This is a genomic window from Tessaracoccus pujii, assembly GCF_055326215.1.
This window is the reverse complement of sequence record NZ_JBUZNP010000003.1, coordinates 224318-241807: the sequence shown is the minus strand read 5'-3', so window position 1 is coordinate 241807 and position 17490 is coordinate 224318. Positions and strand designations below refer to the sequence as shown.

At 68.9% G+C, this 17490-nt stretch carries 17 protein-coding genes; 10 read left to right on the top strand and 7 right to left on the bottom strand.

Annotated elements, in window-relative coordinates; genetic code table 11:
• The first annotated feature begins 11 nt into the window (after window positions 1-11).
• Window positions 12-677 carry an HAD family hydrolase gene (locus ACZK5N_RS05400; RefSeq protein WP_459019346.1) on the top strand — a complete coding sequence of 222 codons (666 nt, stop codon included), beginning with the start codon at window positions 12-14 and terminating at the stop codon, window positions 675-677.
• Here ACZK5N_RS05400 and ACZK5N_RS05395 read toward each other — a convergent pair.
• The 3 genes from ACZK5N_RS05395 to ACZK5N_RS05385 form a co-directional block, all read right to left on the bottom strand.
• Window positions 658-4038, bottom strand: a complete 3381-nt coding sequence (locus tag ACZK5N_RS05395) for a PPi-type phosphoenolpyruvate carboxykinase family protein (RefSeq protein WP_459019347.1) — start codon at window positions 4036-4038, stop codon at window positions 658-660. The two genes, ACZK5N_RS05400 and ACZK5N_RS05395, sit on opposite strands and share 20 nt — an antisense overlap.
• Before the next feature lie 68 nt (window positions 4039-4106).
• The gene (locus ACZK5N_RS05390) at window positions 4107-4499 is read right to left on the bottom strand and encodes a hypothetical protein (protein WP_459019348.1); all 393 of its coding nucleotides are present in this window, start codon (window positions 4497-4499) and stop codon (window positions 4107-4109) included.
• A gap of 62 nt (window positions 4500-4561) precedes the next feature.
• Window positions 4562-4765 (bottom strand): hypothetical protein, encoded by a 204-nt coding sequence (locus tag ACZK5N_RS05385; protein WP_459019349.1) that lies wholly within the window; start codon window positions 4763-4765, stop codon window positions 4562-4564.
• Between the two features lie 161 nt (window positions 4766-4926).
• On the opposite strand from ACZK5N_RS05385, the gene ACZK5N_RS05380 reads away from it, so the two are divergent.
• The 5 genes from ACZK5N_RS05380 to panB all read left to right on the top strand — a co-directional run bounded on the left by ACZK5N_RS05380 (window position 4927) and on the right by panB (window position 8822).
• A complete protein-coding gene (locus ACZK5N_RS05380) occupies window positions 4927-5805 on the top strand; it encodes a fructose bisphosphate aldolase (protein ID WP_459019350.1) in 879 nt (292 codons plus the stop codon).
• A gap of 143 nt (window positions 5806-5948) precedes the next feature.
• On the top strand, window positions 5949-6686 hold the full coding sequence (locus ACZK5N_RS05375) for a DUF2520 domain-containing protein (protein WP_459019351.1): 738 nt from the start codon (window positions 5949-5951) through the stop codon (window positions 6684-6686).
• Entirely contained in the window at window positions 6683-7540 is an 858-nt protein-coding gene (gene panC, locus ACZK5N_RS05370) for a pantoate--beta-alanine ligase (protein WP_459019352.1), read from the top strand. The genes ACZK5N_RS05375 and panC overlap by 4 nt, the downstream gene beginning before the upstream one ends.
• On the top strand, window positions 7540-7932 hold the full coding sequence (gene panD, locus ACZK5N_RS05365) for an aspartate 1-decarboxylase (protein ID WP_459019353.1): 393 nt from the start codon (window positions 7540-7542) through the stop codon (window positions 7930-7932). The genes panC and panD overlap by 1 nt, the downstream gene beginning before the upstream one ends.
• A gap of 8 nt (window positions 7933-7940) precedes the next feature.
• Window positions 7941-8822 (top strand): 3-methyl-2-oxobutanoate hydroxymethyltransferase, encoded by an 882-nt coding sequence (panB, locus tag ACZK5N_RS05360; protein WP_459019354.1) that lies wholly within the window; start codon window positions 7941-7943, stop codon window positions 8820-8822.
• Window positions 8823-8853: 31 nt separating this feature from the next.
• Here panB and ACZK5N_RS05355 read toward each other — a convergent pair whose 3' ends face one another.
• Both ACZK5N_RS05355 and serC read right to left on the bottom strand, forming a co-directional pair.
• The gene (locus tag ACZK5N_RS05355) at window positions 8854-10023 is read right to left on the bottom strand and encodes a phosphoglycerate dehydrogenase (protein ID WP_459019355.1); all 1170 of its coding nucleotides are present in this window, start codon (window positions 10021-10023) and stop codon (window positions 8854-8856) included.
• A 2-nt stretch (window positions 10024-10025) separates the two neighbouring features.
• Window positions 10026-11108: a 3-phosphoserine/phosphohydroxythreonine transaminase gene (gene serC, locus ACZK5N_RS05350; protein ID WP_459019356.1), complete on the bottom strand. Its 1083-nt coding sequence runs from the start codon at window positions 11106-11108 to the stop codon at window positions 10026-10028.
• Between the two features lie 100 nt (window positions 11109-11208).
• On the opposite strand from serC, the gene trpB reads away from it, so the two are divergent.
• Window positions 11209-12408, top strand: a complete 1200-nt coding sequence (trpB, locus tag ACZK5N_RS05345; protein WP_459019357.1) for a tryptophan synthase subunit beta — start codon at window positions 11209-11211, stop codon at window positions 12406-12408.
• Between the two features lie 14 nt (window positions 12409-12422).
• Here trpB and ACZK5N_RS05340 read toward each other — a convergent pair whose 3' ends face one another.
• A complete protein-coding gene (locus tag ACZK5N_RS05340; protein WP_459019358.1) occupies window positions 12423-13334 on the bottom strand; it encodes an AEC family transporter in 912 nt (303 codons plus the stop codon).
• A 153-nt stretch (window positions 13335-13487) separates the two neighbouring features.
• Here ACZK5N_RS05340 and ACZK5N_RS05335 point away from each other — a divergent pair, with 153 nt between their 5' ends.
• Window positions 13488-14003 (top strand): tRNA (cytidine(34)-2'-O)-methyltransferase, encoded by a 516-nt coding sequence (locus ACZK5N_RS05335; protein ID WP_459019359.1) that lies wholly within the window; start codon window positions 13488-13490, stop codon window positions 14001-14003.
• Here ACZK5N_RS05335 and ACZK5N_RS05330 read toward each other — a convergent pair.
• Window positions 13985-15592 carry a gamma-glutamyltransferase family protein gene (locus tag ACZK5N_RS05330; protein ID WP_459019360.1) on the bottom strand — a complete coding sequence of 536 codons (1608 nt, stop codon included), beginning with the start codon at window positions 15590-15592 and terminating at the stop codon, window positions 13985-13987. The two genes, ACZK5N_RS05335 and ACZK5N_RS05330, sit on opposite strands and share 19 nt — an antisense overlap.
• A gap of 118 nt (window positions 15593-15710) precedes the next feature.
• On the opposite strand from ACZK5N_RS05330, the gene ACZK5N_RS05325 reads away from it, so the two are divergent.
• Window positions 15711-16085 (top strand): PadR family transcriptional regulator, encoded by a 375-nt coding sequence (locus ACZK5N_RS05325; RefSeq protein ID WP_459019361.1) that lies wholly within the window; start codon window positions 15711-15713, stop codon window positions 16083-16085.
• 3 nt (window positions 16086-16088) lie between these two features.
• On the top strand, window positions 16089-17459 hold the full coding sequence (locus ACZK5N_RS05320) for a permease prefix domain 1-containing protein (protein ID WP_459019362.1): 1371 nt from the start codon (window positions 16089-16091) through the stop codon (window positions 17457-17459).
• Window positions 17460-17490 lie beyond the last annotated feature (31 nt).

Here is a 17490-nt window from a genome sequence, read left to right as displayed (position 1 = left end):
AAGGAGTACGCATGCTGCCCGACGCCGTGGTCTTCGACATGGATGGGACCCTGACCGACACTGAGGCCACCTGGGATGTCGTGCGACGCGGGCTCGCCGCGGAAGCCGGGCTCCCGTGGCCCGACGGTGCCACTCAGGCGATGATGGGTATGAGCACGGGCGAATGGAGCGCCTTCCTCGTTGACACGGTCGGCCTGCCCATGACGCCGGAGGAGGCTGCGCGGAGCACGGTGGAGGCCATGGCGGCCCACTACCGCTCCGGCATCACCCTGCTGCCCGGGGCGGTGGACGCCGTTCGGCGCATGGCGGTGCGGTACCCGGTGGCGATCGCCAGTTCCTCGCCCAGGCTCCTCATCGACACGGCCGTTGAGGTCATGGGGTTGCGGGAGGTCCTGGCGGCCACCGTGTCCACCGAGGAGGTTGAGCGCGGTAAGCCCGCGCCAGACGGATACCTCCGCGCCTGTGAGTTGGTGGGGGCCGATCCGCGCAACACCATCGCAGTGGAGGACGCGCCCAACGGCCTGCTCTCGGCGTTGGCCGCCGGGATGGTGGTGGTGGCGGTTCCCCCGCACTTCCACCCGCCGTCGGCAGAACTCCTCGCCCGGACGACCGTCATCGACACCCTCGACGACCTTACCCACGAGCTCGTCGGCCGCCTCAGCCCAGCCTCCAGGTGACCTGACGGCCCAAGGTGCCGCTGAGACCTGCCGCGGCGCCGGGGCGGCTCGAGGCCGTCAGCTGCGCCTGCATGGCGGAGATCCTGTCCCGGATACCGAGCCGCTGTGCTGCCAGAGCATTGGTGGGCTCGTCGATGAACTTCGTCATGGCCGCCACAGCCGCGGAGTGGTGGGCGGCATCGGTTGCGCACTGGGACTCCAGGCGGTCCCGGTACCAGTCCGACGCCAGCACCTCGTCCCGGTCGAACAGGCGACGGAAGTGCGCGTCGTGGAGGGTCATGCCGTCGGACATGCCGGTGGCCATGATCTCCAGGAGGGCCTTCACGGGAGGCACGGCCAGTCCGATGGTGCCGTCGTCGAGGTAGGACTGGGCCACTCGCTTGTGTGTGGTCACGATCGTGCGCACCGACGCCACGTAGGCCTCCACGTCCTGCAGTTCGGGCTGCAGCATGTTCTCCGAGAACACCACGTGGGGATGCATGAAGATCCGGCCGAAGTACTTCGACTGGAACTTCGACGTCATGCGGTAGCCGAGCCGGCTCGCCTCGATGAGCTCCCCGTCGTGCTCGAAATCCGGGACCCGCTCGAGGGCGCCCTCCGCGATCAGCGAGGCCGCGTCGCGCTCGTTCGGCGTCATGCGGGAGAACACTTCCGGGACCAGCAGCGAGATGTCGTGGTCCACCCGTACGTTGGGCCCGATCACGCCGGCGCTCGAGAGCCAGCCGTCGTACCCGGTGAGCGCGAAGGACAGGAAGGCTGCGTTGAGATCGATCACCGAGGGCAACGCATTGAACGGCCCCTTCGTCATCGCCCCTTCGGAGCCGGCACCGGTGGTCGACGGCGACTTGCCCGTCATCGAGGAGATGAACTCCATGAGCAACTCGGGCAGTTCCATGTAGTGCAGCGGGGCGTAGGAGCACAGCGGTGGCACCCCGTCCTCGGCCGCGTTGTTCCGCCGCCCGGCGGCCACGACGTCCACCGGCAGCCTCAGCGGCGCCTGCATGGGAAGCCGGCGGTTGAGCCGCGACACCATCTCCGCCATGGCCGTCTGGCGGGGGTGGGAGACGTCGGTGCGGACCTGGAGGTACCGGGGATTCTTCGAGCGTGCACCGTTGATGACGCGCGGGTGGGCCGATGAGACGAAGTAGCCGGGTATGTCCCGGCCCCCCTTCGCCACGCGCCGGATCAGCTTCTGGATGGGCTTCGAGAAGCTGGAGAACGCGATGGCGTCGTCGACCAGTTCCCGAGCATCGTCGGTGGTCATCGGCTCGAAGTTGCTGAGGAAGGCGCCGCCGGCGATGTCGTGCTCCGCCTGCTTGTCGTACCCGCGGTGGATGGCGTCGTCCGGGCGTTGGAAGAGCAACTGCTCGCAGTTGGTGACGTACTTGCGCGACAGGCCGTCGACGCGTCCGGCCACGACTCCGGGCACCACGATGCTGGCGGTGATGTCGTCCTCCGTCTGGACCTTCGCCGCCGGATGGAAATCGTGGCGGAGACCGAACAGCCGCCACGAACCGTCGGGCGCGAAACCGACGCGCAGCATGTTGACGGTGATCTTGTCCCCGTCGAGGCGGAGCGCGTGGCCGGCGCGCCCGTTGATCCGCCCCACCGAGAAGTGAGACGCCCACTCGTTGCCCCATTCCGGCCGGTAGAAGCGCTTGACGACGAACACCAGTTCCTTGATGTGGTGGGGGATGGCATCGACCCAGGCGTTGTACTCCTCCGTGTAGTCCGGGCTGGGGGTGAGAAGCTTGATCACGCTGCCCACGGACCGGGCGTCGGACAGGAGGGGGCGCAGGTCTCCCACCGACGGGTCGCGGAAGCGGCGCGAGAAGTCATGGTCCACGATGGCGCCCACCTGGGCCATGTCGTCGACGAAGTCGGAGATGTAGGCGTTGCCGAACACGAAGGCGTCGGTGATGGACTTGGAGATCTCGGACTTGCCGCCGCCCGAGACGGTGGCCGGCTTGTGGCACGACGTCGCGACTGGGGAGGTCCCCAGCAGGGTCCACTGATCCCCGTCCGCTTCGATGTGGGCCAGCTCCACCACGTAGCCGTCCGGGCTGACGTAGTAGGTCTCTGCGCGCAACGCGATGGTGTGCGGGTCGCCGTCCACCACCCAGGAAATGGTGCTGTCACGCAGGGAGAACGTGGACAGTTCCGGCACGAGCACGATGTGGCGCTGCTCGAGGTCCAGCGCGTGCCCCTCCGGCTGCAGTGCGAAGCGCCCGGGGTCCCTGGCGATGACGTCTGCCAGGCGGTAGGCCGGGTCGCCGTATGTGTGGGTGTAGGTCTGACCGAGGTTGTAGCGCGGGAAGGTGATCGCGCCCCCGGAGTGCTCCTCCTCCACGAGCCCCAGAAGGTTGGCCGAGTAGCTGATCTGGGCCTTGACCTCCTTCTTGCAGTACCCGAAGTAGTTGTCGGCGATCACGGTCACGATGACGCCGCGCTCATCCCGCGCGCACGCCTTGAACGCCGATCCGTTGTTGTAGCGCTCATTCTCGTCGCGCCAACACATGCCGTCGCGGCGCTGGCGTTCCGAGGCGTCATCGTGGTGGGGGAGACCGAGCTCCTTCTTCGTGAGCCGCGTCAGGTGGGGGGCGAGGACCACCAGCCCGGTGTGCCCGGTCCACCCCTCGGGGTCCAGGGAGGCGTCGTTCTCGGGGAGGTACGGGTCGCCGCCGTTGCCGAAGATCCCCTCGACGAAGTCCAGGTTCGCCATGAGGGTGGCAGGGGCGATGAACCGGGTCTCCATGCGACGCTCCCGCGTGTAGCCGGGGACCGCCGGTACGACGATGGGGCGGAGCAGCAGCGAGGCCCAGCACTTCGGGCGTTCGGCGTGCCCGGAGGTGTAGGGCAGCACCATGGCGTCCTCCGGCGGCAGGAACGCCTGCTCCAGCAGCCGACCGAACACAGCACGGGGGACGGCGACCTTGTCGTCCTGGATGGGCAGCCCACCCTCCGCGATGTGGAACACCCCCTGGGTGGTGCGCCGGTCGTTGGCCGGGTTGTGCAGCACGCCGTTGACCAGGCGGAAGCTCGTGAGGAGCTCGGACGAGAAGGTGTCGCCGTCGACGGGAAGCGACATCTCGCGCGCCAGCCCGGGCTGGTCGAGTACCAGGGTCTGGCGAGGCAGGCACGGCCGGGCGCCGGTGCCCTCGAGGTAGCTGTCGAGGAAACTCTGGATGCGCGTGTCCACGGCGGGCAGCCTGTGCGCGAGGCGTCGGTTCAGCTCACGCTGCCTGGCCAGGATGGGGCGCACCAGATCCACCGCGCGCCCCGCTGCGCCCTCGGAGGGCAGCGGCAGCCCGAGCAGACCGAGGCGAAGGTTGATAGCTGCTGTGTCCGCGAAAGTGGCCATGATTCACTATGGACGCAGCCCTCCGCGGCGCAAAGCGGGGGTGCCACCTAGCGGAACGTTCCAGCCGTTTAGGATGCGGCCGCCCGGTGGACGTTGTCGACCGCCGCGACCACCCTGTCGTTGAGCGGTGCCAGGTGCGCGAAATCCTTCGGCGGCTCGCCCCGGTAGAGGGGGCGCACGCAGGTCAGCTCCTCGTACAGGTCCTCCTTGGTGAAGGTGGCGCGCCGCGCGAGCATGCGCAGGCCTCCGCGGGACTCGCGCAGGTCGTGCAGCCGCCCGCGCCACCCCGGATTGGACAGTGGCGCGTCGTCGGTGTCCATGGCGTCGATCAGGGCCTCGAGCGCCTCGATGAGCTCACTCAATGGGGCCTGCACCGTCTCGGTGCTGAACGGCGACAGGATGACGGGGCCGTCGTCGTCGCCGGCGTCTCGTCGGAGCAGCTTGTCGAGAAAGCCCATCATGACCATCCTTTCGTCGTCGATCCCCCCACGGTAGCGCGCGGCCCACGTGGGGGTTGAGCGGATCAGCCGAAGCGGGTCTCGCTCTCCGCGTTGGGGACCTGCCCCAGTGCGTCCCCGGTCAACTCTGCGGCCGTGGGGTGGTGGGTCACTGCGCCGACGTCGGGGTCCAGGACGGTATGCCCCGGGCTGGGATCCGGGTGGAGGATGTCCTGGCTGGGGTACACCTCCGGGTCGTAGACCTCGTCGTCGCGTTCGGTGTGCGTCATCGCAACTCCTTCCCTGGTCGCCGACGCTACTCCCAACGTCTGCGGCGCGGGGACGTTTCCGCCCACCGGCCGGGGGGGGAGTGTCACACTGGAGTCAAGGACAGGGCGACGACGCCCGACGGCTCGGCGCCCGCTCCTGCTCTCGTCATGAGGAGGATGGAATGAACGAGCAGCAGTACTCGAAGATGGGTGGCGCGCCGGGGTTCGTGGCTGCGCTGGATCAGAGCGGTGGGAGCACCCCCAGGACGCTCCAGCGCTATGGCATCGACCAGTGGGCCGACGATGCGGAGATGTTCGACCGTGTCCACGAGATGAGGGCCCGCATCATGACCAGTCCGAGCTTCGACGGGGAGCGGATCCTCGCCACGATCCTGTTCCAGAAGACGATGGACAGGGACGTCGACGGCCGCCCCACGCCGGACTACCTGTGGGCGGTCAAGGGCATCGTCCCGATCCTGAAGGTGGACCGCGGGCTGGAAGCCGAGGTCGACGGGGCGCAGTTGATGAAGGAGATCGACGGACTGGACGAACTCCTGGCGGACGCAGCCGGCAAGGGAATCTTCGGGACCAAGATGCGTTCGGTCATCACGGCTCCCGGGGCGGGCGCCGAAGCGGCAGTCGCGCAGCAGCTGTATCTGGGGCGGCGAATCCTGGCGGCAGGGCTCGTCCCGATCCTGGAGCCTGAGGTGGACATCACGTCGGCCCACAAGGAGGAGGCGGAGCGGCACGTCCACGATCTCCTCGGCGCCGGCCTGGACGACCTTCCGGAGGGGGACCGGGTGATGTTGAAGCTGACGCTGCCCGAGCACGACGGTCTCTACACCGACCTGGTCGCCCATCCCCGGGTGCTGCGGGTGTTCGCGCTCTCCGGCGGTTATTCCCGCGCGGAGGCCACCGAGAGGCTGTCGCGGCAGCCGGGCGTGGTGGCGAGTTTCGCACGGGCGCTCATGGAAGGGCTGAGGGTGGACCAGAACGACGACGAGTTCAATGAGACGCTGGAGCGGTCCATCGACGAGATCTACACCGCCTCGATGGCCTGAAGCTGGTGGGGCCCCGGGGAGTTCTGAGCCGACTCCTCAGGCGTTTCCGGCGTCCCTGGGCTCCTGCCGACTGGGTGTAGGCGCGTGACTGGGTTACAGTTGCCGGCATTGTCTGCCGAACCTGACCGCGGAGGAGTCACCTGATGGAGCAGGTCGTCACGCGTCCGTCCGTCGCGATCGTCGGCCGCGGCCGCCTCGGTAGTGCACTCGCCGGAGCGCTGGCTTCGGTGGGCTGGCCGATTGACGAGCCGTACGGCCGTGGTGCGGACCCTCGCCATGCTGACGTCGTGGTGCTGTGCGTGCCTGACCGCGAGATCGAGGTGGCCGCTGCCGCCCTCACCCGTCGCGACGGTCTCCTGGTGGGCCACTGTTCCGGTGCCGTCACGCTGGACGCGCTCGTCCCCCACGAGGCGTTCGGTCTGCACCCGCTGATGACCGTGCCCCGCGGTGTGGCCCCGCGGTTCGGCGGCGCCACAGCCGCGGTCGCGGGCACCACCCCACGCGCTCTGGGCACGGCGATCCTGCTGGCCGAATCCCTGGACATGGTCCCGGTCGAGGTCCGCGACGTCGACCGCGCGGCCTACCATGCGGCCGCATCGGTGGCCTCCAACTTCCTCGTGGTCCTGGAGGATCTTGCCGAACGAGTCGCCGCCTCGGCAGGAGTGTCCCGAGAACGGCTGGTGCCCCTGGTCCGTGCAGCCGTGGACAACTGGGCGGAGATGGGCGCGGATGCACTCACAGGACCGGTCGCCCGCGGTGATCGGGAGACCGTGGCCAGGCAACGAGCTGCCATCGCCGAGAGGTGCGGCACAGACCTGGGGCTGTTCGACGCACTGGTGGCCGCGACACACCGACTCTCCGAGAGGGGGACCTCATCATGAGGACGGTGCGCACTGTGGGCGGGCTCCGTGAGGCGCTGGCGGGGGAGTCTGGGCGCGTCGGGTTCGTCCCCACGATGGGCGCCCTCCACGACGGACACCTGACCCTGATGCGGGCAGCCCGAGCCCAGTGCGACGTCGTCGTGGCATCGGCCTTCGTCAACCCCACCCAGTTCAATGACGTGCGTGACCTGGACGCCTACCCGCGTGACGAGGCCCGCGACGCCGCGCTGGCGTCCGGCGCGGGCGTCGATCTCCTCTTTCTCCCCGACGTCGACGAGATGTACCCACCCGGTTTCGCCACGACTGTGACCGTCGGCGGCGTCAGCGAGCCGTTCGAGGGAGCGCGACGCGGCCCGGCGCACTTCGCGGGTGTGGCGACCGTCGTCGCGAAGCTCCTCATCGCCGTCGCCCCGGACGTGGCCTACTTCGGTCAGAAGGATGCGCAACAGGTCGCCGTCGTGAAGCGCCTCGTCACGGACCTGGGACTTCCGGTTCGAATCGAGGTGTGCCCCACCGTGCGCGAGCCCGACGGCCTGGCCATGTCCAGCCGCAACACGAGGCTGAGCGCGGGGGATCGCTCGCGTGCGCTGGCGCTGTCGGCGGGGCTGCGGGCCGCGGCCGCGGCGGCGGCTGAGGGCGCGGGGGCCCGGGCCGCCGAGGACCAGGGGCGCGCGGAGATGCTGGACCTGGGCGTCGAGCCCGAGTATTTCGCCCTCGTGGACCCCGACACCTTCGCGCTCGCCAGCGACCTCACCCGCACGAGCCTCGCCGTCGTCGCCGCGCATGTGGGCGAGGTAAGACTGATCGACAACCTGCCCATCCAGCCCGTGACCGCCCCCCAGGAGGCCCACTGATGTTGCGCACCATGCTGAAGTCCAAGATTCACCGTGCCACGGTGACAGACGCCGATCTGCATTACGTCGGATCGATCACCATCGATGCGGACCTGCTCGAGGCTGCCGACATCGTCGAGCACGAGCAGGTCAGCGTCGTCAACGTCGACAACGGGGCCCGTTTCGAGACCTACACCATCGCCGGAGAGCGCGGCACGGGGCAGATGAAGGTCAACGGGGCGGCCGCGCGGCTCGTGCACCGCGGAGACACGATCATCGTCATTTCCTACGCCCAGTACGATCGCGCCGAAATGGCCGCCTACGAGCCGGTCGTGGTCCACGTGCAGAAGGGCAGCAACGCCATCATCGACATCGACGCAGAGGTCGCGACTCTGCTCACCAACGGCCGCTGAGGCTGGCGATGTCGGCCCGCCCCGGCCCTTCGACCGGCCCGACGGTGACTGCCCGGGTGACGCCCGCAGGTCTGTCCGAGTTGAAACGCGCCCATCGGAGGATCGTGATGGTGACGGCCTACGACTATCCCGGTGGGCAGGCGGCGGAAGCCGCCGGCGTCGACGTCGTGCTGGTGGGTGACTCCGGCGCGATGACGGTCCTGGGATACCCGGACACCAACGAGGTCAGCGTCGACGAGATGCTGATGCTCGCGTCGGCGGTGCGGCGGGGGCTCCACACCCCCCTGCTCGTGGGAGATCTGCCCTTCGGCTCCTATGAGGCCAGCGACGCCCTGGCGGTGGCGACGGCGCGACGCTTCGCCGATGAGGCAGGATGCGACGCCGTCAAGCTCGAGGGCGGGGGACCGGAGTCGGTGGCGCGCGTCCGGGCCATCGTCGCGGCCGGAATCCCCGTGATGGGGCACGTCGGGCTCACGCCGCAGACTGCCGCCGGCCTGGGTGGGTTCAAGGCCCAGGGCCGAACCGCCGAATCGGCGCGGCGGATTGCCGGTGAATCCGTGGCGTTGCAGGAGGCCGGGTGTTTCGCGATCGTCTTCGAGGCCATCCCGGCGGCGCTGACGGAGGCGATCACGCCGCTGATGGACGTGGTCACCATCGGGATCGGGGCAGGTCCCGCGACCGACGGACAGGTCCTGGTGTTTCACGACCTCCTCGGGCTCACGTCGGGCGGTTCCGCACGTTTCGTCAAGCGCTACGCGGATCTCGGCACGCAGACGGTCGATGGGCTGCGTCGCTTCGCCGAGGAGGTCCGCGATGGCACCTACCCGGGTCCCGAACACTGTTACGGCATCAGCGGCGCCGAGCTGGAGCGGTTCCACGCCTCCCGGTGACCCGGGGAACTGACGTGTGACGGGCGACTGCTCAGATCACGCGGACGGAGAGGACGCCCTCGATCTCCGCGATCTGGTCCGCCAGCGTGTCTGGCACCGTGCCCTCGACGTCGATCACCGTGTAGGCCAACTCGCCACGTGACTTGTTCAACAGGTCGGCGATGTTGAGCCCCGCGTCGGCCAGCACCGTCGAGATGCGTCCGACCATGTTGGGTACGTTCGCGTTCGCGATGACCACGCGCCGCGTCGACGGCGAGCTGGCGAGGACGGCATCGGGGAAGTTGACCGAGTTGGTGATGTCGCCGTTCTCGAGGAAGGCGCGAAGCTGCGCGGCCGCCATCACCGCGCAGTTGTCCTCGGCCTCGCCCGTGGATGCCCCGAGGTGGGGTGTGGCGACGACCGCGGGGTGGCTGGTGAGCAGCGGGGAGGGGAAGTCGCAGACGTAGCCGCGCAGCTTGTGCCGGTCGAGGGCGTCGACGACGGCCTCCTCGTCGACGATCGCGGCACGGGAGAAGTTGAGCAGCAGCGCCTTCGGCTTCATGAGGGCCAGGCGGTCGGCGTTGAGCAGACCGCGAGTCCCGGCCACCAGCGGGATGTGCAGCGACACGGCGTCGGAGCGTTTCAGCACGTCCTCGATCGTGGTGGCCTGCTCGACGGTGGCGGAGAGCTTCCAGGCGTGGCCGACGGTGATCTGGGGGTCGTAGCCCATGACGCGCATGCCCAGCGCCGCCGCCGCGTTGGCCACCTGGACGCCGATGGCGCCCAGCCCGATCACGCCGAGCACCCGTCCGGGGAGCTCGAAGCCGACGAAGGCCTTCTTGCCCTTCTCGACCGCCTCCTCGATCTCCTCGGCCGAGCCCTCGAGGGAGCGGCTGAACTCCACCGCCTGCACGATGTTTCGGGCACCCACCAACAAGCCGGCCAGGACGAGCTCCTTGACCGCGTTCGCGTTCGCGCCCGGGGTGTTGAAGACGGGGATGCCCCGGGCACTCAGGGCCGCAACGGGAACATTGTTGGTCCCGGCGCCTGCCCGGGCGACCGCGAGCACGGATGCCGGGATCTCCCTGGTGTGCAGCGAGGCGGAACGGAGGAGGAGCGCGTCCGGCTCGGACAGGTCGGACGCCACGACGTAGGACTCTGTTGGAAGCTGCGCCAGCCCGTGGGCGCTGATGGCGTTGAGGGTCTGGACCCGGTAGACCACGATCAGGCGTTCCGGCGCTCGTAGTCCGCCATGAAGCTGATCAGAGCATCGACGCCCTCCATCGGCATGGCGTTGTAGATGGACGCCCGCATGCCGCCGACACTGCGGTGACCGGCAAGGTTGGTGAGCCCGATCTCGGCCGCCTCGGCCACGAATGCCTTGTCCCCCTCGGGTTTCGAGGTGACGAACGGGACGTTCATCCAGGAGCGGGAGTCCACGGCCACGGGGTTGGAGTAGAACTCAGACGCGTCGATGAAGGAGTACAGCTTCGCCGCCTTGGCCGAGTTCCGCGCGGCCATGGCCTCCAGTCCGCCGAGGGACTGCACCCACTCGAGGATGAGGCCCAGCAGGTAGACGCTGAAGGTGGGCGGGGTGTTGAGCATCGAGTCGCTGGCAGCCATCTGCGCGTAGTCGAAGATGGACGGGGTGGCGGGGCGGGCATGGCCGACGAGGTCGTCGCGGACGATGACGACGCACAGCCCGGCGGGGCCCATGTTCTTCTGCGCGCCGGCGAAGATGAGGCCGAACCTCTCGACGTCGATCGGACGCGAGAGGATCGTGGAGCTCAGATCCGCGACGAGCGGGACGGCTCCGGCATCCGGCACATAGGAGTACTCGACGCCCCCGATCGTCTCGTTGGGCGTGTAGTAGAGGTACGCCGCGTCAGGGTTGACGTCGTAGGTACCGGCGGCGGGCGTGGTGGTGTAGTTCGACGCGGCTTCGTCGGCGAGGACGTCGACGACAAGTCCCTGCCGCTTCGCCTCGGAGATGGCCTTCTTCGTCCACTGCCCAGTGTGGAGGACGTTGATCAGGTCACCGGGGGCGGTCAGGTTCATCGGGATGCCGGCGAACTGCCCCATCGCCCCACCCTGCAGGAAGAGGACGCGATAGTTGTCCGGGACGCCCATCACCTCACGCATACGGGCTTCCGCGGCGGCCGCGCAGGCGACGAAGTCCTTGCCGCGGTGGCTGACCTCCAGCACCGACATGCCGGAGCCGAGCCAGTCGGTGAACTCGGATTTGGCCCGCTCGAGGACGGCGAGCGGGAGCATGGCAGGACCGGCGGAGAAGTTGTAGACGCGCACGGCCCCAGTCTGGCAGCGTCCGTCGACGGCGACGCACCGGGTCCACCGATATCGGGGGGCACCCGGCATGCGTGTGCCGCGAGGCAGTAGGTTCTGCCGCGTGACCAACTATTCCCAGGCGGACGAGGCAGGCTACTTCGGACGATTCGGCGGTGCGTACCTCCCGCCCCACCTCGTGGAGCCCATCGCGGAAGTCAAGGCGGCCTACGCCGAGGCAAGCGCCGACCCCGCGTTCATGGAGGAGTACGCCCACCTCCTCAAGGCCTACGTCGGACGCCCGTCCCTGTTGCACTTCGCGGAGAACCTCACCGCGCATCTGGGCGGCGCGAAGGTCTACCTCAAGCGTGAGGATCTCAACCACACGGGATCACACAAGATCAACCACTGCCTCGGCGAGGCGCTGCTGGCCCGCCGCATGGGCAAGAGGAAGCTGATCGCCGAGACCGGCGCGGGTCAACATGGTGTCGCGCTCGCCACGGCGGCAGCCCTGCTGGGCCTCGAATGCGAGATCCACATGGGCGCGATCGACGTCGCCAAGCAGCATCCCAACGTGGTGCGCATGGAGCTTCTCGGAGCCAAGGTGGTGGAGGTCACCGAGGGCGGTGCCTCCCTGAAGGAGGCCGTCGACTCCGCCTTCGCCACGTACGCCCGGGACTTCAAGGACACGTTCTTCGGGATCGGCTCGGTGGTCGGCCCGGACCCGTACCCGTCGATGGTGCGCGACTTCCAGTCCATCGTCGGGCGCGAGGCCCGTGCCCAGATTCGTGAGGCCGAGGGGCGCCTGCCCGATGCCATCACCGCGTGCGTGGGCGGGGGCTCGAACGCGCTCGGTCTGTTCACGGCCTTCCTCGACGACGAGGACGTGCGGCTCTACGGCGTCGAACCGGCGGGCCGCGGGGTGGAGGTGCTGGGCGAACACGCCGCCACCATGAGCACGGGCACCGACGGCATCCTGCACGGCATGGCCACCAAGGTGATCCAGACGCCTGAGGGCGAACCCGCCCCCGTGCACTCCATCGCGTCGGGTCTGGACTATCCGGGCGTCGGCCCGCAGCACGCCTTCCTGCAGGAGTCGGGCCGGGTCACGTACGTGTCCGCCACCGACGCCGAGTGCCTGGACGCCTTCCAGCTGCTGTGCCGCACGGAGGGAATCATCCCCGCGCTGGAGAGCTCGCACGCCGTGGCGCACGCCATGCGGCTGGCGCCGTCCCTGCCGAAGGACGCGATCGTGTTGGTCAACCTGTCGGGACGCGGTGACAAGGACGTGGACTACGTCGCCGAGGTGCTGGCCTCCCGCTGACCGGGCAGGCATGCTCATCCCAGCAGGAGCAGGATCGTGGGCATCACCACGATCGCGACGAGGATCGTCATGCTGGTGAAGAAGGCGCTCGTCTCGACGTCGAGCCCCGCCTCCTCCGAGAACGCAACCACCATCGAGGCGACCGGCGCGAAGAGCAGCATGACGAGCACGATTCTGATGTCGCGGGCGAGGGGCAGGGCGTACCAGACCCCCAGCGCGAGGAGGATCGCGAACGTGTAGCGCATCGCCAGGTACTTGACGGCGCGGGTGAGCCTGCTGCGGTGCAGCCGGATTTCGAGCCCGACTCCGATCATCAGCATGGCGAGGAAAGGGTTCGCAGCGCCGACAGTGCTGGTGAACACGATGATCGGGTCCGGCAGCGTGATGTGGGCCAGTCGCATCACCACTAGTACCAGGTAGGTCACGAAGATCGGCGAGCTGAAGACGATCTTGAGAAAGGACCTGACGGTAGTCTTCTTCGACTGGTCGACCAGGCTCATGCCCCATCCGTACCCAACCCCGGCGGAGCCGAGCGAGTTGCCGACGTCGAACATGGCCGTGTACACCATGGCGGGCGAGCCCATGAAGCCCGAGATGTAGGGCATCGAGAAGGCACCGATGTTGTAGGTCCCGGAGTGGAAGATCCCGAAGGCCTTGGCGCTGGGACCGTTGCGGCGGTTCAGCCAGTATCCGGCAGCCTGTTGTCCGGCGTTGACGACGAAGCCGATCACCACCAGCAACAGCAGTGCGGGAAGGATGGTGTAGGAGTTGAAGCTGGTCGCCAGTGCGCAGGGCAGGGTGATCCGCAGGACGATCTTGGAGAAGATCCCGAAGTCGGAGGCCTTCACCCAGCCCAGCCGTTTGATCCCGTACCCGATCGCCACGATCGCCACCAGGGACAGCGCCCGGATCAGGATCTCGACCACGAACCTTCTCCTCTCATGCGGCGAGGAGATTCTTTCAGCATCCGGTGGACCCGGTGTCGCGGGGGTCTCACTCCTTGTGGTTGCCGGGGGCGCCGGGGAAGGTCTGGCAGGGATGGGTTCGCCATCGAGTCGCCGGCGCGGCACGCTGGGCGCATGACCGTTGAGACCCGCCCGATGCGCATCGTGTTCCATTCGCCCCGGATCCCGAACAACACGGGGGCGACGATGCGGCTCGCGGCAGTGACCGGTGCGGAACTGCATCTGGTGCGCCCTCTCGGGTTCGACATGGACGACGCCAAGCTGCGCCGCGCCGGGGTCGACTATCGCGACAAGGCCGCCACGTTCGTCCACGAGTCACTCGAGGATGCCTTCAGGGTCCTGCTGCCAGCCCGGGTGTTCGCCTTCACCGCCCACGCCGACGCTGCCTACACCGACGTCGCTTATCAGCCGGGCGACGTCCTACTCTTCGGCCCCGAGCCCACCGGCCTCGCTGCCGAGGTGCTGGCCGATCCTCGCGTCACCGCGCGGGTGCGGATCCCGATGCGGCCCGGGATGCGATCGTTGAACCTCGCGAACGCGGCGGCCATCGCCGTGTACGAGGCGTGGCGCCAACTCGGACACCCCGGGGCAGGCGGAGGCCCGGGAACACCTCACCAGCCAAGGGGATAGCCGTCTGCGCGCGGCTCGGAGCCGGCGACGAGGACGCTGCCGACGTCCTTCGGATCAAGGCGCCAGATGGCCTGACCGCGGCCGAAGATGGCCGCGTGCTGCGCCACCACCGCGTCGTGCCCGCGGTTGCGCAGGTTCGAAACGGCATCGGTGCCGGCGGACTTCTCGACCTGGACCGAGCCTGTGGCCGGGTCCCAGAACCACCGCGGGCGACCGAGCGCCGTCTGGGGATCGTCCCGGCCGTCGACGGTGTGGAGCACCAGTTGCACGTGCCCTTGGGCCTGCATGTCGCCGCCCATGACCCCGAAGGGCCCGACGGGGTCCCCGCCGCGGGTGAGGAACCCGGGAATGATCGTGTGGAAGGGACGCTTTCCCGGCGCGAGCTCGTTGGGGTGTCCGGGGCGCAGGGAGAAGCCTGCGCCGCGATTCTGCAGCGAGATCCCTGTGCCGGGGACGACGACCTGCGCACCGAAGCCGTGGAAGTTGCTCTGGATGAAGCTCACCATCATCCCGTCGCCGTCCGCGGCGCAGAGATAGACCGTGTCAGAGCCTCGAGGATCCAGGGCGGCAGGCGAGGTGGCGCGGTCCCCGATGCCGGCGCGGCGCCGGGCGGTGTGGGTGGGTGACAGCAGGGCGTCGACAGGTACCTCGACGACGGCGGGATCGCCGACCAGTGCGTGGGTATCGGTCAGGGCGGACTTGACTGCCTCGATCTGCCGGTGCCAGTCGGCCGCCTCAGCAGGGCTGAAGCCGTCGAGCACGTTGAGCGCCATGAGCGCGGCGATGCCCTGCCCGTTGGGTGGCGCCTCCCAGACCTCGTGGTCGCGGTATCTGGCGCTGATCGGCTCTACCCACTCGCTCCTGTGCTGAGCCAGATCCGACGGCGACAGACCGCCGCCACTTGCGCGGGCGAAGGCCACGATGCGGGCGGCGAGGTCCCCGGCGTAGAAGTCCTCGCCGCGGCTGGCGGCGATAGCGGTGAGGGTTGCCGCCATCTCGGGGCTGCGCCAGACCTCGCCCACCGAGGGCGCGCGTCCATCCGGCGCGAACAGAGGTGCAAAGCCGGCAGCGCTGGGCTCGTGCCGCCGGGCGAGGGCCGCGGCCACGCCCCGCTGCCAGCCCCACGCGACGACGCCGGAGACCGCGAACCCTCCCGCAGCCAGGGCGATGGCCGGCTCCAGCACTGCGGCGAACGGCAGGCGCCCGAACCGGCCGTGCAGGTCGGCCCATGCGCGCACCGCGCCCGGGACGGTGACGGCCTCCCACCCCAGTGACGGCATCGTCGTCCGGCCCTGGGCCCGGAGGCGTGCGGCGGAGGCGGTCGAGGGCGCCCGGCCCGACCCGTTGAGGGCGTGCAGGCGGCCACCGTCCCAGACCAGAGCGAATGCGTCCGAGCCGAGGCCGTTGCTGCATGGCTCCACGACGGGCAGGCATGCGGCCATCGTCACTGCGGCGTCGACCGCGTTGCCCCCCGCTCGCAGGGTCGCGAGGCCGGCTTCGGCGGCAAGCGGCTGCGAGGTGGCGACGGCGCCGCGGCGAGCGAACAGGGGCTGGCGTTGGCCAGGTTGCGCAAGGGGTGCCAGGCGCATCGGCGGCCTTTCGTAGCGTGGTGGGGTGCTTGAGTCCCGACATTAGCCGAACCTTGACCCCTGGCAGCTCAAGGTATATACCTAGCACTGCAGGGTGTTGCTCGTCGAGAGGACGCACATGCGCATCGGGAAGGACCTTGTCGCCGCCTCGGCGACGCCCCTCGTCCTTGGGATACTCGCCGAGGGGGAGTCGCACGGTTACGCGATCCTCAAGCGGATCCAGGAGGTCTCGGGCGGAAGGCTCGAGTGGAGCGATGGCATGCTCTATCCCCTCCTGCACCGGCTCGAGCGGCTCGGTCACCTCGAGTCCGCCTGGTGCCTGTCGCCGGAAGGACGACGACGCAAGGAGTACCGCATCACCGCCCGTGGCGTGGACGTCCTGGCGGAACAACGTCGGCAATGGGCGGCGGTCACCGAGGCCATGGAGGCTGTGTGGACCGGGCTCACGACGCCTGCGCTGACCGCCGGCAACCGACCCGCCTGGCAGGGCTGAGCCATGACGAACGCCAGCGGAGCCGACCTCCACGGCCTGGAGGATCAGATCGGTCAATGGCGCGCCTGGGTCCTGCGCCGCGGGGCGGCGATCGCGCCCGATATCGACGAACTGGAGGACCACCTCCGCGGCCAGGTCGGCGAACTGACCAGTGCCGGGTTGACCGCGGACGAGGCATTCCTGGTCGCCGTCAAGCGGATGGGCTCCCTCGACGTGCTGTCACGGGAGTTCGCCCGGGAGCATTCCGACCGGTTGTGGAAGCAACTCGTCCTGGGCGGTGAGGGGACCGAGGGGCTCACGCGACGGATGGTGGTGGGCCTCCTCTTCGCCGTCGCCGCCGCGCTCGCAGTCAAACTCCCCGCACTGCTCGGCATCGAAGTGGGGGAGGGGACGTGGTACGTCCGCAACCTCGCCTTCCTCGTGCTGCCCTTCCTCGCCGGGTGGTTCGTCTGGAGCCGACGATCAGGGGCCGCAGTGCTCGCCGCGGTCGTCGCGCTGTTCGTGGCTTTTGCCGTCGTCGCGAACATCTTCCCGTTCGAGGACAGCGCACCCACACCTGCCACGGAGGCACTACTGGCGGTCCACCTGCCCGTGCTGCTGTGGTTCGTCGTCGGGCTCTCTTATACGGGGAAGCGGTGGCGACTCTCCCAGGCCCGCATGGATGTCGTCCGCTTCACGGGGGAGATGGCGATCTATTTCGCGCTGATGGCCCTAGGGGGCGGGGTGCTGGTGGGGCTGTCGATCGGGGTCTTCTCCGCCATAGGTCTCGACGTCGAGGACGCGGTGGCGACGTGGCTGCTCCCGATGGGAGCCGCAGGCGCCGTGATCGTGGCGGCGCTGCTGGTCGAGGCCAAGCAGGCCGTCGTGGAGAACATGGCTCCGGTGCTGACGAAGCTCTTCACGCCACTGTTCACGGTGCTGCTCCTGGCCTTTCTGGCGGCGATGGTGTGGACCCGGAACCTCGTGGATGTGGAGCGCGAGGTGCTCATCATCTTCGACCTGTTGCTGGTCGTCGTGCTCGCCCTGGTGCTGTACTCGATGTCCGCGCGGGAACCCACCGCCCGGCCGGGAGCCTTCGACCGGCTGCAACTCGTGCTTGTCGGCAGTGCCCTGGCGGTGGACCTCGTGGGCCTGGCCGCCATGGTCAGCCGGATCGCGATCTACGGCCCCAGCCCCAACAAGGTGGCCGCCCTGGGGCTCAATCTGCTGCTGCTGGTCAATCTGGCCTGGCTCGGATGGCTTCTGCTCGACTTCGTTCGCGGACGGCGTCCCTATGCAGGGCTCGAGCGGTGGCAGATGGCGTATCTCCCCGTCTACGCAATGTGGGCGGCCGTCGTGGTCTGCGTGTTCCCGCCTGTCTTCGGGTTCGCATAGCGTCCTGCCGTGATCGCGTGATGCGGCGGCA

Bases quoted from the DNA above. Each gene is read 5' to 3' on its own strand.
- ACZK5N_RS05400 (WP_459019346.1), top strand. From the start codon at position 12: ATGCTGCCCGACGCCGTGGTCTTCGACATGGATGGGACCCTGACCGAC.
- ACZK5N_RS05395 (WP_459019347.1), bottom strand. From the start codon at position 4,038: ATGGCCACTTTCGCGGACACAGCAGCTATCAACCTTCGCCTCGGTCTG.
- ACZK5N_RS05390 (WP_459019348.1), bottom strand. From the start codon at position 4,499: ATGATGGGCTTTCTCGACAAGCTGCTCCGACGAGACGCCGGCGACGAC.
- ACZK5N_RS05385 (WP_459019349.1), bottom strand. From the start codon at position 4,765: ATGACGCACACCGAACGCGACGACGAGGTCTACGACCCGGAGGTGTAC.
- ACZK5N_RS05380 (WP_459019350.1), top strand. From the start codon at position 4,927: ATGAACGAGCAGCAGTACTCGAAGATGGGTGGCGCGCCGGGGTTCGTG.
- ACZK5N_RS05375 (WP_459019351.1), top strand. From the start codon at position 5,949: ATGGAGCAGGTCGTCACGCGTCCGTCCGTCGCGATCGTCGGCCGCGGC.
- panC (WP_459019352.1), top strand. From the start codon at position 6,683: ATGAGGACGGTGCGCACTGTGGGCGGGCTCCGTGAGGCGCTGGCGGGG.
- panD (WP_459019353.1), top strand. From the start codon at position 7,540: ATGTTGCGCACCATGCTGAAGTCCAAGATTCACCGTGCCACGGTGACA.
- panB (WP_459019354.1), top strand. From the start codon at position 7,941: ATGTCGGCCCGCCCCGGCCCTTCGACCGGCCCGACGGTGACTGCCCGG.
- ACZK5N_RS05335 (WP_459019359.1), top strand. From the start codon at position 13,488: ATGACCGTTGAGACCCGCCCGATGCGCATCGTGTTCCATTCGCCCCGG.
- ACZK5N_RS05330 (WP_459019360.1), bottom strand. From the start codon at position 15,592: ATGCGCCTGGCACCCCTTGCGCAACCTGGCCAACGCCAGCCCCTGTTC.
- ACZK5N_RS05325 (WP_459019361.1), top strand. From the start codon at position 15,711: ATGCGCATCGGGAAGGACCTTGTCGCCGCCTCGGCGACGCCCCTCGTC.
- ACZK5N_RS05320 (WP_459019362.1), top strand. From the start codon at position 16,089: ATGACGAACGCCAGCGGAGCCGACCTCCACGGCCTGGAGGATCAGATC.